The organism is Albidovulum sp. (assembly GCF_041919395.1).
GTDB lineage: Bacteria > Pseudomonadota > Alphaproteobacteria > Rhodobacterales > Rhodobacteraceae > Albidovulum.
Window position 1 is genome coordinate 1 of record NZ_JAYRTX010000073.1, and the last position, 17,179, is coordinate 17,179.

General features: G+C 70.5%; 16 protein-coding genes and 1 riboswitch. Of the genes, 10 read left to right on the forward strand and 6 right to left on the reverse strand.

Annotation, left to right across the window (positions count from 1 at the left end; genetic code table 11):
* The first annotated feature begins 64 nt into the window (after positions 1-64).
* Positions 65-772, forward strand: a complete 708-nt coding sequence (locus tag ACMUOO_RS12370) for an FG-GAP repeat domain-containing protein (protein WP_413855400.1) — start codon at positions 65-67, stop codon at positions 770-772.
* 48 nt (positions 773-820) lie between these two features.
* Here the strand turns inward: ACMUOO_RS12370 and purD are convergent, their stop codons facing one another.
* Complete coding sequence (gene purD / locus ACMUOO_RS12375; RefSeq protein ID WP_301917277.1) at positions 821-2,083, reverse strand: phosphoribosylamine--glycine ligase; 1,263 nt, start codon at positions 2,081-2,083, stop codon at positions 821-823.
* A gap of 66 nt (positions 2,084-2,149) precedes the next feature.
* On the opposite strand from purD, the gene xseA reads away from it, so the two are divergent.
* A complete protein-coding gene (gene xseA, locus ACMUOO_RS12380) occupies positions 2,150-3,790 on the forward strand; it encodes an exodeoxyribonuclease VII large subunit (protein ID WP_301917276.1) in 1,641 nt (546 codons plus the stop codon).
* A gap of 87 nt (positions 3,791-3,877) precedes the next feature.
* On the opposite strand, the gene ACMUOO_RS12385 is transcribed toward xseA, so the two are convergent.
* Positions 3,878-4,282, reverse strand: coding sequence for a hypothetical protein (locus ACMUOO_RS12385; protein ID WP_301917275.1), 405 nt, complete (start codon positions 4,280-4,282; stop codon positions 3,878-3,880).
* A 47-nt stretch (positions 4,283-4,329) separates the two neighbouring features.
* A complete protein-coding gene (locus ACMUOO_RS12390; RefSeq protein WP_301917274.1) occupies positions 4,330-5,820 on the reverse strand; it encodes an alkane 1-monooxygenase in 1,491 nt (496 codons plus the stop codon).
* 177 nt (positions 5,821-5,997) lie between these two features.
* Between ACMUOO_RS12390 and ACMUOO_RS12395 the strand changes: the two genes are divergently transcribed.
* The 4 genes from ACMUOO_RS12395 to ACMUOO_RS12410 all read left to right on the forward strand — a co-directional run bounded on the left by ACMUOO_RS12395 (position 5,998) and on the right by ACMUOO_RS12410 (position 9,622).
* Complete coding sequence (locus tag ACMUOO_RS12395) at positions 5,998-6,624, forward strand: lysoplasmalogenase family protein (protein ID WP_301917273.1); 627 nt, start codon at positions 5,998-6,000, stop codon at positions 6,622-6,624.
* 61 nt (positions 6,625-6,685) lie between these two features.
* Positions 6,686-8,023, forward strand: coding sequence for a signal recognition particle-docking protein FtsY (ftsY, locus tag ACMUOO_RS12400; protein WP_301917272.1), 1,338 nt, complete (start codon positions 6,686-6,688; stop codon positions 8,021-8,023).
* Between the two features lie 76 nt (positions 8,024-8,099).
* Positions 8,100-8,999 carry an EamA family transporter gene (locus ACMUOO_RS12405; protein ID WP_301917271.1) on the forward strand — a complete coding sequence of 300 codons (900 nt, stop codon included), beginning with the start codon at positions 8,100-8,102 and terminating at the stop codon, positions 8,997-8,999.
* 5 nt (positions 9,000-9,004) lie between these two features.
* On the forward strand, positions 9,005-9,622 hold the full coding sequence (locus tag ACMUOO_RS12410; RefSeq protein ID WP_301917270.1) for an inner membrane-spanning protein YciB: 618 nt from the start codon (positions 9,005-9,007) through the stop codon (positions 9,620-9,622).
* A 4-nt stretch (positions 9,623-9,626) separates the two neighbouring features.
* On the opposite strand, the gene ACMUOO_RS12415 is transcribed toward ACMUOO_RS12410, so the two are convergent.
* The 3 genes from ACMUOO_RS12415 to ACMUOO_RS12425 form a co-directional block, all read right to left on the reverse strand.
* Positions 9,627-10,328: a glutathione S-transferase N-terminal domain-containing protein gene (locus ACMUOO_RS12415; protein ID WP_301917269.1), complete on the reverse strand. Its 702-nt coding sequence runs from the start codon at positions 10,326-10,328 to the stop codon at positions 9,627-9,629.
* Between the two features lie 78 nt (positions 10,329-10,406).
* A complete protein-coding gene (locus tag ACMUOO_RS12420; RefSeq protein WP_301917268.1) occupies positions 10,407-10,658 on the reverse strand; it encodes a hypothetical protein in 252 nt (83 codons plus the stop codon).
* 23 nt (positions 10,659-10,681) lie between these two features.
* The gene (locus tag ACMUOO_RS12425; RefSeq protein WP_301917267.1) at positions 10,682-11,590 is read right to left on the reverse strand and encodes a hypothetical protein; all 909 of its coding nucleotides are present in this window, start codon (positions 11,588-11,590) and stop codon (positions 10,682-10,684) included.
* Between the two features lie 111 nt (positions 11,591-11,701).
* Positions 11,702-11,780: riboswitch (SAM riboswitch) on the forward strand.
* Positions 11,781-11,821: 41 nt separating this feature from the next.
* Between ACMUOO_RS12425 and metZ the strand changes: the two genes are divergently transcribed.
* The 4 genes from metZ to ACMUOO_RS12445 all read left to right on the forward strand — a co-directional run.
* Positions 11,822-13,000: an O-succinylhomoserine sulfhydrylase gene (metZ, locus tag ACMUOO_RS12430; protein ID WP_301917266.1), complete on the forward strand. Its 1,179-nt coding sequence runs from the start codon at positions 11,822-11,824 to the stop codon at positions 12,998-13,000.
* A gap of 117 nt (positions 13,001-13,117) precedes the next feature.
* Complete coding sequence (folE2, locus tag ACMUOO_RS12435; protein ID WP_301917265.1) at positions 13,118-14,215, forward strand: GTP cyclohydrolase FolE2; 1,098 nt, start codon at positions 13,118-13,120, stop codon at positions 14,213-14,215.
* A 48-nt stretch (positions 14,216-14,263) separates the two neighbouring features.
* A complete protein-coding gene (locus ACMUOO_RS12440; RefSeq protein ID WP_413855406.1) occupies positions 14,264-15,799 on the forward strand; it encodes a TrkH family potassium uptake protein in 1,536 nt (511 codons plus the stop codon).
* Between the two features lie 58 nt (positions 15,800-15,857).
* Positions 15,858-17,179, forward strand: a 1,322-nt coding sequence (locus tag ACMUOO_RS12445; protein WP_413855408.1) for a TrkH family potassium uptake protein, incomplete at its 3' end; no start/stop codon positions are given.

A 17,179-nucleotide genomic window follows, 5' to 3' on the forward strand; every position in this document is an offset into this window, starting at 1 on the left:
GCCAGATCAAGGTGACGGAGGCGCTCGACGGGCTCCGCGTCTTCATGCCCGAAAAGCAGATCTGATGCGGCGCCGGGCGCTGGCGGTTCTGCTCGGCGCCATCGCGACCACTCCGGGCGTCGCCTCCCCCGACGGGGTGCGCGCCGCCGAATATGCGGTGCCCTCCACGCGCTACGGCCATGACGCCCTTGGCCCCGGCCACGAATGGGCGATGCTGGTCATCCACGGCGACGACGGCAAATCGCGCTTCTATCAGAACGACAGCGAGATCGTGTTCGAGGACACCGCGCCGCGCCTTGTCGATGCCGACGGCGACGGCGACAGCGAGGCGCTGGTGGTCGAGTCGAGCCACGCCGAAGGCTCGCGCCTCGCGATCTGGACCCGGAACGGCCGTCTTGCCGCGACCGGCTTCCTCGGCCGCCGCCACCGCTGGCTCGCCCCGATCGGTGCGGCCGACCTCGACGGCGACGGGCGCGTCGAGATCGCCTATGTCGAGACGCCCCACCTTGGAAAGGTGCTGAGGATCGTGCGGCTGGAGGGCGACCGCCTCGTGCCGGTGGCCGGGGCGCAGGGCCTGACCAACCACCGCTTCGGCGAGCCGTTCATCCAGGGCCGCATCGCCACCTGCGACGGCCGCGCGACGATCCTGACGGCCGACGCGGACTGGACCCGCGTCGTCGCCACCACCCTGTCGCAGGGCGCGCTCTCCAGCCGCGACCTCGGCCCCTACCGCGGCGCCGGGAGTTTCCGCCGCCTCAAGGGCTGCGACTAGCCCGGTTTCCTCGCTGCCGAAATGCCCCCCGCGCGGCGGGGCGGACCCTCAAAGCGCCCGCCAGCCGATGTCGCGCCGGCAGAACCCGCCCGGCCAGTCGATGCGGTCGACCATCGCATAGGCCCCGTCCCGCGCCTCGTGCAGCGAGGCCCCCCGCGCGGTGACGTTCAGCACCCGCCCGCCCGCGGCGATGACCGATCCGTCGCGCTCGGCCGTCCCGGCATGGAAGACCATGTGGGCGGAATCCTCGGGCAGTTCCTCCAGCCCGCGGATCTGCGAGCCCTTCGCATGGCTGCCCGGATAGCCGTTCGCCGCCATCACCACCGTCAGCGCGTGATCCGCGGCCCAGTTCACCGCGATGTCCGCCAACCGCCCCTCGGCACAGGCCTGGATGAGGTCGAAGGCCTGTGCTCCAAGCCGCATCATCAGCACCTGGGCCTCCGGGTCGCCGAAGCGGACGTTGTATTCGACGAGCCGGGCACGGCCGTCGCGGATCATGAGGCCGGCGTAGAGCACGCCCTGGAAGGGCGTGCCCCGCCGCGCCATCTCGGCCACCGTGGGCTTCACGATCTCTTCCATCGCCTGGGCGAGGACCGCATCCGTCAGGACCGGTGCCGGCGAATAGGCGCCCATGCCGCCGGTGTTCGGGCCGGTGTCGCCTTCGCCGACGCGCTTGTGGTCCTGCGCGGTCCCGACGGGCAGCACATCGACGCCGTCGCAGAGCACGAAGAGCGAGGCTTCCTCGCCCTCCATGAATTCCTCGATCACCACCTCGGCCCCGGCGGCGCCGAGACTGCCGCCGAACATGTCGGCGATGGCGGCGAGCGCCTCCGCCTCCGTCATCGCCACGACGACGCCCTTGCCGGCCGCGAGCCCGTCGGCCTTGACCACGATCGGCGCGCCCCGGGAGCGGACGTAGTCCTCGGCCGCCGCGCGGTCGGTGAAGCGGGCGTAGCCTGCCGTCGGCGCGCCGCAGGCGTCGCAGATCTCCTTGGTGAAGGCCTTCGAGGCTTCCAGCCGCGCCGCCGCCGCCGAGGGCCCGAAGACCGCCACGCCTGCTGCCCTCAGCGCATCGGCCACCCCGGCAGCCAGCGGCGCCTCGGGCCCGACGATGACGAAATCGACGGCGTTCCCCTCGGCGAAGGTCACGACCGCCGCGCCGTCGAGAATGTCGAGGTCGGCGCATTCGGCGACCATGGCGATCCCTGCATTGCCCGGCGCGACGATGAGCCGGTCGCATTTCGGGTTCTGCTTCACCGCCCAGGCGAGCGCGTGTTCGCGGCCCCCGCCGCCGAGAATGAGAATGTTCATGGCGCCCCCGCTTGGCCTCGCGTCCCGCGCGTTCTAAGGTCGGCGGAGAGCCGAGACAAGGACGCCATGGACATCTTCGAGGACGACGCCGGCGCGGAACAGGGGGGCAATGCCCCCGAATTCACCGTCTCGGAGCTTTCGGGCGCGATCAGGCGCGTCATCGAGGGCGAATTCGGCCATGTCCGCGTGCGCGGAGAGATCGGCCGCGTCGCGCGGCCTGCTTCGGGCCATCTCTACTTCGACCTCAAGGACGACCGCGCGGTCATCGCCGCGATCGCCTGGAAGGGCCAGGCCGCACGGCTGACCGTTAAGCCCGAGGAGGGGATGGAGGTCGTCGCCACCGGCCGGCTCACCACCTTCCCCGGCCAGTCGAAATACCAGCTCATCGTCGAGGACATCGCGCCCGCGGGCTTGGGTGCTCTCATGCTCATGCTCGAGAAGCGCAAGGCGATGCTGGCGGCCGAGGGGCTCTTTGCCGAGGCGCGGAAGAAGCCGCTCCCCTTCCTGCCGGAGGTCATCGGCGTCGTCACCTCGCCCTCGGGCGCTGTGATCCGGGACATCCTCCACCGCCTGCGCGACCGGTTCCCGCGCCGGGTGCTCATCTGGCCGGTGGCGGTGCAGGGCGAGAAATGCGCCCCCGAGGTCGCCGCCGCCATCCGGGGCTTCAACGCGCTTCCCGAGGGCGGCCCGGTCCCGCGGCCGGACCTGATCATCGTCGCGCGCGGCGGCGGCTCGATCGAGGATCTCTGGGGCTTCAACGAGGAGGCCGTGGTCCGCGCCGCGGCGGCGAGCGCGATCCCGCTCATCTCCGCCGTCGGGCACGAGACCGACACGACGCTCATCGACCATGCTGCCGACCGCCGCGCGCCCACGCCCACGGCGGCGGCGGAAATGGCGGTGCCGGTCAGGATGGAGCTTCTCGCCTGGACGGCCGAAGCGGGCGCACGCCTTGCCCGCGCCACCGGCCAGGCGCTCGACCGCCGCCGCCAGCGGCTCACCGATCTTGCGCGTGCGCTCGGCCGGCCCGAGACGCTGCTCGACCCCGCGCGCCAGCGGTTCGACCTCTGGTCCGACCGCCTGTCGCCCGGCCTCTCGGCCGCCATCACCCGCAAGCGCGCGGCGTTCAACATGTTCTCGGGCAAGATCCACGCGGGCCTCCTCGCGGGCCGCATCGCGGCCGAGCGGCGCCACGCGACCGGCCTTGCCGATCGCCTCGCCCCGGGCCTTTCCGCGGCGATCACCCGCAAGCGGGCGGAGTTCAACAGGCTCGCGGGCCAGGCGGGCGCCGGCGCGCTGGCCGGCCTGGTCGCCGGCGAGCGGCGCCATCTGACGGGTCTTGCAGATCGCCTCGCCCCGGCTGTCGCCCGCGTCGCCCGCGACGCGGCCCGTGACAGCGCGCGCGCGCGCGCGGACCTCGATGGCCTAGCCCGACGCCTCGCCCAGGCGGAGCGCGCCCGGCTCGACACGCTCGCCGACCGGCTGGCGAGTCTCGACCGCACGCGGGCGACGCTCGGCTATACCGAGACGCTGCGGCGCGGCTACGCGGTGGTGCGCGCCGGGGGCGCCGTCGTCACCACGAAGGCCGCCGCCGAGATCCATCCCGCGCTGGAGGTCGAATTCGCCGACGGCCGCCTGCCGGTCCTGAACGGCGGCCCGGCGCGACCGAAGCGCGCGCGGCCGGGCGGCGACCAGGGCAGCCTCTTCTGACCCCCTCGTTCTTCTTGGCTGAAATACCCCCCGGGGGCGCGGGGGCAGGCAGCCCCGCTCCTGCCGGTCGGGCGCGGCGACCCGCTCTCAGACCCCGAGGTTCGGGCCCAGGCATTCCATCGGTTCGGGGCTTTCCTCCACCGCCACCAGCGGCTGGCCGAGGGGATCGCCCCGGAACCGCGCCGTCAGCCCGCCCTGCGCGGCGAAGAAGGTCCAGCACTGCGGCTCGGGCGTGTCGTCGTAGACAAAGCAGATGAAGCCGTCCTCTTCGTACCACTCGCCCTTGCGGCAGTCGTCGCCGAGAAAGGCCCAGACGACGCGCCGGCCCGGCAGATACTGTTCGGCGCCGTAGGGGAGGCCCCCGGAATTGTAGTAGAGCGTCCGTCCGACCGTCGCGGCGTCGAATTCGGCCGCCGTCATCGGCCGGTCGGGTTCCGCCGCCCGCACCGGCAGGGTGGCGGCGAAGAGGAGTAGGAGGGCAATCCGTCGCATGGCACGGGCCAGCATGACAGAAGGCCGGGACCGCCGCCAGCGCCGGTTCACGCGGCCTTGCGGAGTCTCGCCACCCTTCGATCCATGACGCGGTGCCAGACCGGCGGCACCAGGGCGATCGTCGCCATCACCGGCAGCGAATAGGGCAGCAAGGGCGCGCGGCCCTGCGGCGAGAGCCTGAGTTCCGGCCATGGCCGCCCCGGATGGGCGTGGTGGTCGGCGTGGCGGGGCGCGTTCAGCATCAGGAGCCCCGAGAAGGCATGCGGCGCGTCCCAGGAATGCTGGAGCCCGGCCGGCTCCAGCGCGCCCGATGGCAGCTTGCGCCGCTCGAGCCCGTAGTGCTGGACGTAGTCCGAGAGCAGAAGCTGCAGCTGGGCGTGGCCGCAGAGCAGGAGGTAGGCCACAAGCCCGTCGAAGCCGAAGAGCGTGAGCATGAGGGCGATGAAGGCCGTCGCCCCCGCCGCATAAACGGTATAGGGGTTCATGCCCCGCACGCCCCCCGCCTTGCGTTTCTCGCACCTGTGCTGCTCCATCTCGTAGCCCGCGATCAGGGCGCCGGGCCAGGCGCGCGCCGCGAAGGACCAGAAACCCTCGCCGTCGGCCGCGGTGCTGGGGTCGTCGGCCGTCGCCACGAAGCGGTGATGCACCAGCCGGTGCGCCGAGGTGTGATGCCCGAAGAGAAGCGAGATGTAGACCCACATGCCGGTGCGGAAGAGCCGGGAATCGGTGCGGTGGATGAGTTCGTGCGCGTTCGAGTTGGAGACCTGACCGAACCAGAGGCCGAAGGCGAGGAAGGTGGCGATCCAGGAAACGGGCCCGAGCCCGGTCGCGCCCGACAGCACCCAGACCGCGAAGAGGAGAAGTGCGAAATGAAGCCCCGCGAGCAGGAGCGAGAGCCGGTCGGCCATCTCCGAATGGAGGGGCTCCGGTCCCTCCACGCCGCGGCGCTTCAGGACCTCGTCGATCGCATAGAGGACCCCGGTCATCCAGAGGAGCGCGAGAAGGCTGAAGATCCCGCCCGCCGCCCCGGCGAGCAGAAGGAAGGGCACCGGCGCCAGCGTGGCCACGAGGAAGGGCCGGAGCGGGCGCCAGCGCGCCCATTCGGCGCGGAGCCTCGCCGGCACCGGGCGGGCCGGCGTGTCCCCGACGGCCGGTTCCTCGCCGATGATGGCGCGCACGGCCTCGGCCTGCGCCGCAGCCTCGACTGGCGCGCCGGGGGGTGCATCCGCGGCGGGCGCACCTGCGGGCGCACTTGAGGGCGCACCTGCGGGCGCCGGTATGGTGGCCGGACGGCGGGGGCGGTCCGCTCCCTTGGCGCGCGGGCGTTTCGGCAGCGGCGCGCCAACGGCTTCGCTGGTCCCCGCCTCGGCCGGCGCGATGTCCGGTTCGGGCGCGACCACGCGCAGATGCGGGGCCGGACGCGGCTGCGAGCCGTCCGGGGCGGGCGCGGCGCCGGCCGGCCCCGTGCGCCCGCCATCGAGCGCCTCGAAGACCGCGCGCATCGTGGCGTCGTCGTCGCGATGGCCGTTCGTGCTCACGTCCAACCTCCGGTCCTGCATCCGCGAGCGCCTCACGGGGGGGGGCTCGCGGAAAGATTAGGGGATATTCAAGGCAAAATCTTGGCACGGCAACCGCAATCACGGGCCCTGCGCGACCTGGCGGGAGTTGACGCCGCGCGCCGGAACATGCCCATTCCGGGGGCAGGCGGAGGAGAGATGGATCCGGCACAGGCATTGACCGCACTCGGGGGTGTGCTCGCGGTCCTCTACGGCGCCCGCTTCGCCGGGGCCGTGCCCTCGGCGGCGAAAAGCGCGGTGAAGACGGGATCGGTCGCGGCCCTGGCGCTGGGCGCGGTCGCGGCAGGGGCCCCGGGGCTCATCGCGCTCGGCCTCGTGCTCGGCGCGCTCGGCGACCTTTTCCTGTCGCGCCCGGGCACGCGGGTCTTCCTCGCCGGCATGGCCGCCTTCGCCGCCGGCCATCTCGCCTATGCGGCGGAGTTCCTCGTCCCCGGCGCCTGGCCTCCCCTTCTGCCGACGGTGGCGCTTCTCGTCCTCGCCCTTTCGACGGAAGCCTGGCTCGCCCCGCGCACCGGGGCGCTCCGCTGGCCGGTCCGGGGTTATGTCGCCGTCATCACGCTGATGGCGCTCGCCGCGCTCACGCTGCCCGAGGGGCGCGGCCTCGCCCGCGCGGGCGCGCTCCTCTTCCTTCTGTCCGACCTCCTCCTCGCGCTCGAACTCTTCGTGCTGACCGAGGGGCGGGCGAAGCGGATCGCCGTCCCCGGGCTCTGGGCCGCCTACTGGACGGGCCAGGCGCTCATCCTCTGGGGGACGGCGCCGCCCTGACCCTTCCATCGGCGGACCGAAAGGACTAGGTGAGGGAAAGCCCAAACCGCCCGGAGCGCCGATGTCGTTTTTCAGGAAACTCAAGGACCGGCTTCTGAAATCCTCCTCGAAGATCGAGGAGGGGCTGGAGGCGATCGTGGCCGAGGGGGCCGCCCCCGAGTCGCAGCCCGAGCCGAATCCGACGCCGGAACCGACACCGGTGCCGCGACCGGCCGAGCCGACGCCCGCCCCCGAGCCGCGCCCCGTGCCGGAGCCCGTGCCGGAGCCGGCCCCGGAACCCGCGCCCGAGATCGTGCCCGGCCCCGGGGAGGAACCGGCACCGCCGCCGCAGCCGCCCGAGGTTCCGGCGCCGGGCCCCGAACCTGCGCCAGAGCCCCCGCAGGAGGCGCCCTTCGCCCCCGACGAAATGCCCGAGCCCGCGCCCTACGAGATGCCCGACACCGGGCCGATGGAGATCCCCGGCGAGTACATGGCCGTTTCCGACGCGCCCCTTGCCGACCGGCCGGGGTTCCTCGGCCGGCTCTTTCGGCGTGCGACACCGGGCGGCGCAGCGCTGGCGGAACCGCGCCGCGTGCTCGACGACGCGATGCTCGAGAGCCTCGAGGAGCTTCTCATCCAGGCCGACATGGGCGTCGACACCGCGCTCCGCGTCGCTGCCAACCTCGCCGAGGGGCGGATGGGCCGCAAGCTCTCGGTGGCCGAGATCAAGGGCCTCCTCGCCGCCGAGATCGCGCGGATCATGGAGCCTGTGGCGCGGCCCCTGCCGCTCTATCCCAAGAAGCCGCAGGTCGTCCTTGTCGTCGGGGTCAACGGCTCGGGCAAGACCACGACGATCGGCAAGCTCGCGAGCCAGTTCCGCGCTGCCGGCAAGAAGGTGGTGATCGCGGCGGGCGACACGTTCCGCGCGGCCGCGGTCGAGCAGCTCCAGGTCTGGGGCGACCGCGCCGGCGTGCCGGTGATGACCGCGCCCGAAGGCTCCGATCCCGCGAGCCTCGCCTTCGACGCGATGACCCGCGCGCAGGCAGAGGGCGCGGACCTTCTGATGATCGACACCGCGGGTCGCCTGCAGAACCGCCAGGACCTGATGGAGGAACTGGCGAAGATCGTGCGCGTCATCCGCAAGAAGGACCCGGATGCGCCACACAACACGCTTCTGGTGCTCGACGCCACGACGGGTCAGAACGCGCTGTCGCAGGTCGAGATCTTCCGCAGGATCGCCGATGTCTCGGGTCTCGTGATGACCAAGCTCGACGGGACCGCCAAGGGCGGCGTCCTCGTGGCGCTGGCCGACAAGTTCGGCCTGCCGATCCACGCCATCGGCGTCGGCGAGAAGATCGACGACCTTGCCCCTTTCGACCCCGAGGACTTCGCCCGCGCGCTCGTGGGTCTTTCCGACTGATTCCCTTGCCGCTGCTGCCTTCCTTCAGCCGAAGATGCTCCGGAGGCCGGGTGGCGACCCCGGCCCGTGCCCGCCGATGACCGCCTGGCTCCTCTCGCTCGAAGGCACCGATGCCGGACGGCAGGTGGCGATGGGGCTGGCGCTGATGGCCGCCTTCCTGCACGCGCTCTTCGGCGCGTTGCAGAAGGGGCGTCACGATCCCTGGCTTTCCCGCGCGGCCATCGATGCCTCCTATGCCACCATGGCAGCCCCCTTCGCGCTCCTCGTCGTGCCCTGGCCCGAGCCGCACATGTGGCCGATCTTTGCCGGCGCCTTCGTCATCCACACCGCCTACAAGGTCGCGCAGGCCATGACCTACAGCCGCGGCGCCTATGGCGTGGTCTATCCGGTGGTTCGCGGCACCGGGCCCTTCTTCGCGGTGATCGGTGCGGGGCTGATCTTCGGCGAGCATTTCACCCCTGGCCAGTGGGCCGGCGTCGCGGTGCTCACGACGGGGATATTCGGGCTCGCGGCCTACAACCTGCGCACCGTCACCGCGGAGCGCGAGACCATGGTGCCGGCGCTTCTCTGGGCCGTGGTCACGGGGGCATTTGTCGCCCTCTACACCACCTACGACGCCTACGGCATCCGCGCGACGGCCGATCCCTTCACCTTCCTCGCCTGGTTCTTCCTCATCGACGGCATTGCGATGCCGGTCTATATGTGGCGCCGCTGGCGGCGACTGCCGGCGTCCGAGGTCGTGCCCTTGCTGAAGCGGGGCGTCACCGGCGCCTTTGTCGCCTATGCGAGCTTCGGCGCGATTCTCCTGGCGACGCGGATCGGCCGGGTGGGCGAGGCGGCGGTGCTCAGGGAAACCTCGGTCGTCTTCGCCGCCCTCATCGCCTGGGCGGTGCTGGGCGAGCGTGTGGGGCCGCGGCGGCTCGGGCTGATGGCGTTGATCGCGGCGGGCGCGGTCACGGTGAAACTGGCGGGGTGAGAGGCATGGCGGGCAGGAAGATCAACCCTTGGCTGAAGATCGGGCTCGAACTCGGTCCCGTCATCGCCTTCTTCGTGGCCTTCACGCGGCTGAAGGACCATACCGTCACCCTCGGCGGGGCGGAGTATGGCGGTTTCATCCTGGCGACGGCGGGATTCGTGCCGCTGATGATCGTGACGACCCTCATCCTCTGGCGGCTCACCGGGCGGCTCTCGCCGATGCAGGTGGCGACGCTCGTCCTCGTGGTGGTCTTCGGCGGGCTTTCGGTCTGGTTCAACGACGAGCGCTTCTTCAAGATGAAGCCGACGCTCATCTACCTCCTCTTTGCCGGGCTGCTCGGCTTCGGCCTCCTGAAGGGCAAGAGCTACCTCGCCCTCGTGATGGACGAGGTGATGCCGCTTGAACACGAGGGCTGGATAATCCTGACCCGCCGCCTTGCCGCCTTCTTCGCGGGGCTCGCGGTGCTGAATGAGGTGATCTGGCGGACGATGTCCGACGAAGCCTGGGTCAATTTCAAGACCTTCGGCCTGACGGCCGCGATCTTCCTCTTCTTCCTGACTCAGGGCGGCGTCTTCAAGCGCTACGAGGTGGCCGAAGACCGCCGCAACCGGCCGGGCGAGTGAAGCCTCAGCGCTGGAAGAGGAGTTCCTGCGCGCGGCGGTCGGTCTGGAGGTTCGCGCGCCGGTCCGCCGCGACGGCGCGGCCGCGGATGACGGCCGGGCGCGCGCCGACCTCGTCGAGCCAGCGCGCCATGTGGGGCTTGTCGTCGAGCGTCTGTTGCTGGCCCTCCCAGAGCGAGGCCCATCCCCAGATCGCCATGTCCGCGATCGAGTAGAAGTCGCCTGCGACAAAGCGGTTGCGGCCAAGCTGGCGGTCGAGCACGCCGTAGAGCCGCGCCACCTCGCGCCGGTAGCGGTCCTTGGCATAGGGCAGGTCCTGCGGCGGCTCGAGCGCGGGCGCATATTTCAGGAAGTGGTGCGCCTGGCCCGCCATCGGGCCGACGCCGCCGACCTGCCAGAAGAGCCACTGGTCCACCGCCACCCGCTCGCGTTCCGTCGCGCCGTGGAAGAGGCCGGTCTTGCGGGCGAGGTACTGCAGGATCGCGCCCGATTCGAAGATGGCGATGGGGACGCCGTCGGGGCCTTCGGGATCGACGATGGCGGGCATCCGGTTGTTCGGCGCGATCTTCAGGAACTCGGGGTGGAATTGTTCGCCGGCGCCGATGTTCACGAGGTTCAGCGTGTAGGGCAGGCCCATCTCCTCGAGCGCCACGGAAATTTTCCAGCCGTTGGGCGTGGGCCAGTAGTAGAGTTCGACGGGCGCGTGCATGGCGGATCCTTTCTGCGGCATTCCGGCAATCTGTGTCGCCGGACGGGCCGCGGCAACCTGCGCGGATGCACAGGAAGGTCAGCCGAGATCGTCGAGAAGTTCCTGCGCCAGAAGGTGATGGCGCACGGACCAGTAGCAGGCCGTCGCATCGGGTTTGGCACAGGGGACGACCGCGCCGTTCACGCGGGCGCGCCAGGTGCCGTTGGCAAGCGCCTCGACCGGATAGCTCTCGGTCAGGACCTTGACCGATCCCACCGGGGTGGCGGCGGGGCCGGCCGTCACGCAGGCGGCGAGCAGAAGCGCCGCGATGACGGCACCGAAGGGGCGCATGGGGACCTCCGCATCAGGGAGGGTCAGTTCACCGCAAATTCCGCCGGTCCGCAAGGCTCGACCCAGTCCGCCGCGGGCGCAGGCGCCGCGGCAATGCGCGGGAGGAGCCGGTCGAGCGGAAGCGCCTCGGTCTCGGCGATGAGCGCGCGGTAAAGCGCGAAGACGCCGGGCCGCATGTAGGAGGACCAGTGGCAGATGCGCCGTTCCGGCCCGCCGATGGCGAAGCCGAGGAGGTTGAGGTGGGCCAGCGCCTCGGTGCAGTCGAGCCGCACGTCGGCCCATCCGGCGTGGCGGACGGCATGGCCGGCCCCTGCGGGCCGGTCGAGGCCGCCCGAGGCGAGGAAGGTGGCGACGAGGTCGAAGAGGCGGTTTTCGCGGCTCGTCACATTGATGATCTCGGTGGCGACCGCGCCGCGGCTGGCGAGCGCCGCCTCCAGCTCCGAGCGCAGGATGGCCGGGAAGAGGAGGACCGTGCGGTCGATGGCGCCGGGCGTGGTCGCGGGTAGCGCCGAGAGGACGACCCGCGCGCCGAGACTGTGGGCGAGCACCGTCACCCGCCGCCCGGGTGACACGGCGCGGATGCGCGCGACCAGTGCGGCGAGCGCCAGACCCGCGCGCCGCGCCTCGGCGCGGGCGTGCCAGAAGCTGCCGTATCCGCGCCAGCCGAACGCGATGCCGAGGTCCGGCCCGCCGCCGGTCAGGCCGAGGTGGCGCGGCCAGGGCAGGTCGCCGTCCGGCAGCGTCTCGGCAAGCGAGAGGATCGTCTCGTGCGGATCGCGCCCCGGCACGGAAGGGGCGTAGCGGAATCCGTGGATCAGGATCGGAACCGGCCTGCCGGGCGGCAGCCGGTCGAGCCGGGCGGCGAGATCCGGCCCCCCGGGGTCGCGCATCCGCCAGAGGCAGCCTTCGGCATTGACATGCAGGAGCGTCATTCCCGCCTCCACAAGATGTTGTGGCTGCATCCTGACGCGCGCATACGACGCTCGCGTGACGGGCAGGATTCGGTTTCGCGACGTGGTTGACGTGCCACGGTCTTCGCGGTATCGCGACCGTGTGGCGCTTTGTTCACCGGATTGCGGGCCACGTTAAACAAGCCGCTAAAGAGGTCGGAGGCCCGCGCGCCCCCACCCCTTGCCGGTGGGGGTTTTTTGTTGCCGGAGGGCATGATGGACGACTGGAAGACCGCGACGAAACTGGTGCATGCGGGCGCGCGCCGGAGCCAGTACGGCGAGATGTCGGAGGCGATCTTCCTGACCCAGGGATTCGTCTACGACAGCGCGGAGCAGGCCGAGGCGCGGTTCATCGAGGCGGGTCCGGACGAGTTCATCTATGCCCGCTACGGCAACCCGACCGTGCGCATGTTCGAGGACCGCATGGCGGCCATCGAGGGCACCGAGGACGCCTTTGCGACCGCCTCCGGGATGGCGGCGGTCAACGGTGCGCTGACCGCGCTGCTGAAGGCGGGCGATCATGTCGTGGCGGCCCGGGCGCTCTTCGGTTCCTGCCTCTATGTCCTCGATCTCCTGGCACGCTTCGGCGTGGCGGTGACGTTGGTCGACGGCACCGACCTCGGCCAGTGGCGGGCGGCGCTGCGCGAGGGGACGAAGGCCGTCTTCCTCGAAAGCGTGTCGAACCCGACGCTGGAGGTCATCGACGTGAAGTCGGTGGCCGAGATCGCCCACGCCGTCGGTGCGACGGTGATTGTCGACAATGTCTTTGCAACGCCGACCTTCTCGAAGGCGGTCGCGCTCGGGGCCGATGTCATCGTCTATTCCGCGACCAAGCACATCGACGGGTCCGGCCGCTGCCTGGGCGGCGTCGTCTGCGGCACGAAGCACTATATCCGCAAGGTGCTGGAGCCCTACCTCAAGCATACGGGTGGCGCGCTCAGCCCGTTCAACGCCTGGGTGATGCTGAAGGGCCTGGAGACGCTGGACCTGCGGGTGCGCCAGCAGGCGGCCAGCGCGCAGGCGATGGCCGAGGCGCTGGCGGGGAACCCGAAGCTTGCGCGCGTGATCTACCCGGGGCTGAAGGACCATCCGCAGCACCGCGTCGCGATGGAGCAGATGGGCGCAGGCGGCACGGTCGTGACCTTCGACCTCGCCGGCGGCCAGCCGGCGGCCTTCCGGTTCCTCAACGCCCTCCGGATCGCGAAGATATCCAACAACCTCGGCGACGCGAAGTCGATCGCGACCCATCCCGCGACGACCACGCACCAGCGGCTGCCGGTGGAGCAGAAGGCGCTTCTGGGGATCACGCCGGGTCTTGTCCGCTTCTCGCTCGGCATCGAGGACACGGGCGACCTGATCGCCGACGTGATGGCCGCGCTTGACGCCGCGTGAATGGCGCGCGGTGTGATCCGGTGTCGCGTCTGGAACGTATTTGAGCGCGTATCGTTGGACATGGACGGTGGCGCGCCCACATAATGGGCATTGCTGCCGGCACCGCAGGAGGGCGCGATGAACTTCATCCGGAAGATCGGCGAGACGCCGGACGCCAAGGACGCCGCCGAGGCGCTTTCCGTGCTGCGCGAGTGGGCGGCGGCGGCCGACCCGGTGGAGGTCGCGCGGCTTGATCCCGCCATCGCCCGGCTCCTGCCGGAGGGCAAGCTCACGAACTATCCCGACCTGTCGCGCGTCTACCCCGCGGACTTCGCCGCCGACGCCGCCTATCGCGCCACGCTGCCCGATCTGCAGAACGGCCCGTCCAGCCTGATCGTCGGCGCGAAGGCGCAGATCCAGCATGTCGGCATCTCGAACTTCCGCCTGCCGATCCGCTTTCACACCCGCGACGGCTCCGACCTGACGCTCGAGACCTCCGTCACCGGCACGGTGAGCCTCATCGGCGAGAAGAAGGGCATCAACATGAGCCGCATCATGCGGTCCTTCTATGCCCATGCCGAGCGGACCTTCTCCTTCGCCGTGCTGGCGGCCGTGCTCGACGACTACAAGAAGGACCACGACAGCGTGGATGCGCGGCTGATGATGCGCTTCTCGTTCCCGGCAAAGGTCCGGTCGCTGCGCTCCGGGCTCGAAGGCTGGCAGTACTACGACATCGCCCTGGAACTGATGGAACGCGACGGGCGGCAGAAGCGGATCACCCATCTCGACTACGTCTATTCCTCGACCTGCCCCTGCTCGCTGGAACTGTCCGAACATGCGCGGGCGACCCGCAGCCAACTCGCCACGCCGCATTCGCAGCGCTCCGTCGCGCGGATTTCGGTGGTGGAGGAGGGGCCGAGGCGCCTGTGGTACGAGGATCTCATCGACCTCGCGCGGGCGGCGGTTCCGACGGAGACGCAGGTGATGGTGAAGCGCGAGGACGAACAGGCCTTCGCCGAACTGAACGCCGCGAACCCGATCTTCGTGGAGGACGCGGCGCGCAGCTTCGCCGAGCGGCTTCTGGCAGAGCCGAGGGTGGGCGATTTCCGCGTGGTCGCGAGCCACCAGGAGAGTCTGCATTCGCATGACGCGGTGTCGGTCCTGACCGAGGGACCGACCTTCGTGGCCGAAAGTATCGACCCGAAGCTCTTCTCGACGCTGCACCGTCCGGGCTGATCGTCGCCCTCGCGGCAGCGGGCGGACGGAGGCGACGATTGCAGGCGTTTGCGCCGCGCGGCCCGCATCCTGCCCGACCGACACCCTGTCTGGGCGCTTGACAGCGCCGCGGGCTGCGGCCAACCCTCCGCCATCATGGTCGACCTGCGCCCCGTCGGATATGTGATCGGTCTCGTCATAGCCGCGCTCGGGGTGACGATGGTCGCGCCCATCGTGCTTGACGGCGCGCTGGGCGACGGCAACGCTCCGGCATTCACGGCAGCGTCGCTCTTCGCGATCATGACCGGCTGGCTGACCGCTGTCGCCTGCCGGAACAGCGCTGGCGAGAGCCTGTCGATCCGCCAGGCCTTCCTGCTGACGCTCGGGATATGGTTCCTCGTTCCGGTGTTCGGGGCGCTGCCCTTCATGCTCGGTGCCCCGGGCGCGCGTTTCATCGACGCCTATTTCGAGGCCGTGTCGGGCATCACCACGACCGGTTCCTCGGTCTTTCTGGCGGTGGACGACCTGCCGCCCGGCGTCACGCTCTGGCGCGGGATGCTCAACTGGCTCGGCGGACTCGGCATCGCCTTCATCGCGATGATCTTCCTGCCGGTGATGCGGGTCGGCGGCATGCAGTTCTTCCGCACCGAGGGCTTCGACACCTTCGGCAAGGTCCTGCCCCGCGCCACCGACATCGCGCGCGACCTCTTCCTTGTCTATGCCCTGCTGACCGCTCTCTGCATGGCGGTCTACGCGATGGTCGGCATGGAGCCGTTCGAGGCGGTGACCCATGCCCTCGCCACCATCGCCACCGGCGGCTTCTCGCCCCGTGCGGCATCCTTCACCGGGTATTCGGCCCCGATCCTCTATGCCGGGGCGGTATTCATGCTGCTCGGCAGCCTGCCCTACATCCGTTACGTCCAGCTTCTGCGCGGATCGGCACGTCCGCTCTGGCGTGACCCGCAGGTGCGCGGCTATCTCGGCTGGGTCATGGCCGGGGTCGGCTCCGTCGTGGCATGGCGCGTGGCAACGAGCGATCAGGGGCTGGAGCCCGCCTTCCGCGAGGCGCTCTTCAACCTCGTCTCGATCATGTCCTCGACCGGCTTCGGGACCGGGGACTTTCCCGTCTGGGGCGGCTTCCCGGCGGTGGTCGCGCTCTGGATGGGCGTGATCGGCGCCTGTTCGGGATCGAGCGCCGCGGGCCTGTCGGTCTTTCGCGTACAGGTGCTGTTCGGCGCACTGGGCGCGCAGATCCGGCGCATCCACGCGCCCCACCGGCTCGCGCCGGTGCGCTATGCCGGCCGCGCCGTGGACGTCGACACGATGGACGCCATCGTGCTCTACCTTGGCGCCTACATCATCACCTTCGGGATCATCGCGCTCCTGATCGTGGAGACCGGCGTGGATTTCGAATCCGCGCTCTTCGCCTCCTGGACCTCGATCGGTAACATCGGCTACGGCTACGGGCCGATGGTCCTGCCGACCGGCACCTTCGTCGAGTTTCCCGACGTGGCCAAGGCGCTGATGATCCTCGCCATGATCATGGGGCGGCTCTCGCTTCTCTCGGTCCTGGTGATCCTGTTGCCGCGGTTCTGGCGGGATTGAGGCGCGGTCGCACGGGGCATGCTTGACAGAGAGCGCCCGGGCCGCGAAGGCTCGCCCCATGCTCGACCTGCGTCCCGTCGGATATGTCATCGGCCTGCTGTCCGCAGTCCTCGGGGCGACGATGGCGCTGCCGATGGCGATGGACTATGCCGCCGGTGACGCCCATTGGCGCGCCTTCCTGCAAAGCGCGATCGTCACCTCGGCCAGCGGCGGGCTTCTGGCGCTCGCCTGTGCGAACGGCGTCGCGGAACGTCTGAGCCTGCAGCAGACCTTTCTGCTCGCCACCGGCGTCTGGGTCGTGCTGCCCCTTTACGGGGCGCTGCCCTTCATTTTCGGCGCGACCGGTGCACGCACCGTGGACGCGGTCTTCGAGTCCATGTCGGGGATGACGACCACCGGCGCCACGGTCTTCACCGGGCTCGAGTACCTGCCGCGGGGCCTCCTCCTCTGGCGGTCCATGCTGCAATGGTTCGGCGGCATCGGCATCATCATCGTGGCCATGGTCTTCCTGCCGGAACTGCGCGTCGGTGGCATGCAGATCTTCCGGTCGGAGGCCTTCGAGACCGGCGGCAAGGTGCTGCCCCGCGCGGCCGAGATCGCGGCCCGGATCGGGGCCATCTACGTCGCGCTGACCGTTGCCTGCGCGGTGGCCTACGGCGGGGTGGGCATGGGCGGCTTCGACGCGGTGAACCACGCGCTGACGACGATGTCGACGGGGGGCTTTTCCACCTCGGACGCCTCGTTCGGGCCGTACCAGGGCGCACCGGAATATCTCGCGGCGGTGTTCATGGTCCTCGCGAGCCTCCCTTTCGTCCGCTACGTCCAGATGCTCGCGGGCTCCACCCGGCCGCTCCTGCGCGATGCGCAGGTGCGGGCCTTTCTCTGGACCATCGCCGCGCTCGTGGCGATGATCGCGGCCTACCGGGTGCTCGCCAACGACGACAACCTCGAACACGCACTGCGCGAGGCGCTCTTCAACGTCACCTCGATCATCACCGGCACCGGCTACGCGAGCGTCGACTACCAGCTCTGGGGGCCGTTCCCCGTCGTGCTCTTCTTCTTCATCGGGCTCATCGGCGGCTGCGCCGGCTCGACCTGCTGTTCGGTGAAGATCTTCCGCTACCAGCTCCTCGCCGCCGCCATCCGGGCTCAGATCCGCCGCATCCACTCCCCGCACGGCATGTTCGCCCCGCGCTACGAGGGGCAGCCGGTCACCGAAGAGGTGCTCTTCTCGGTCATGGCCTTCCTCGGGGTCTTCATCGTCACCCTGGGCCTCGTTGCGGTCGCACTGTCGATGACCGGGCTCGACTTCGTCACCGCGATCTCGGGCGCGGCAACCGCCATCGCCAACATCGGGCCGGGTCTCGGCGACATCATCGG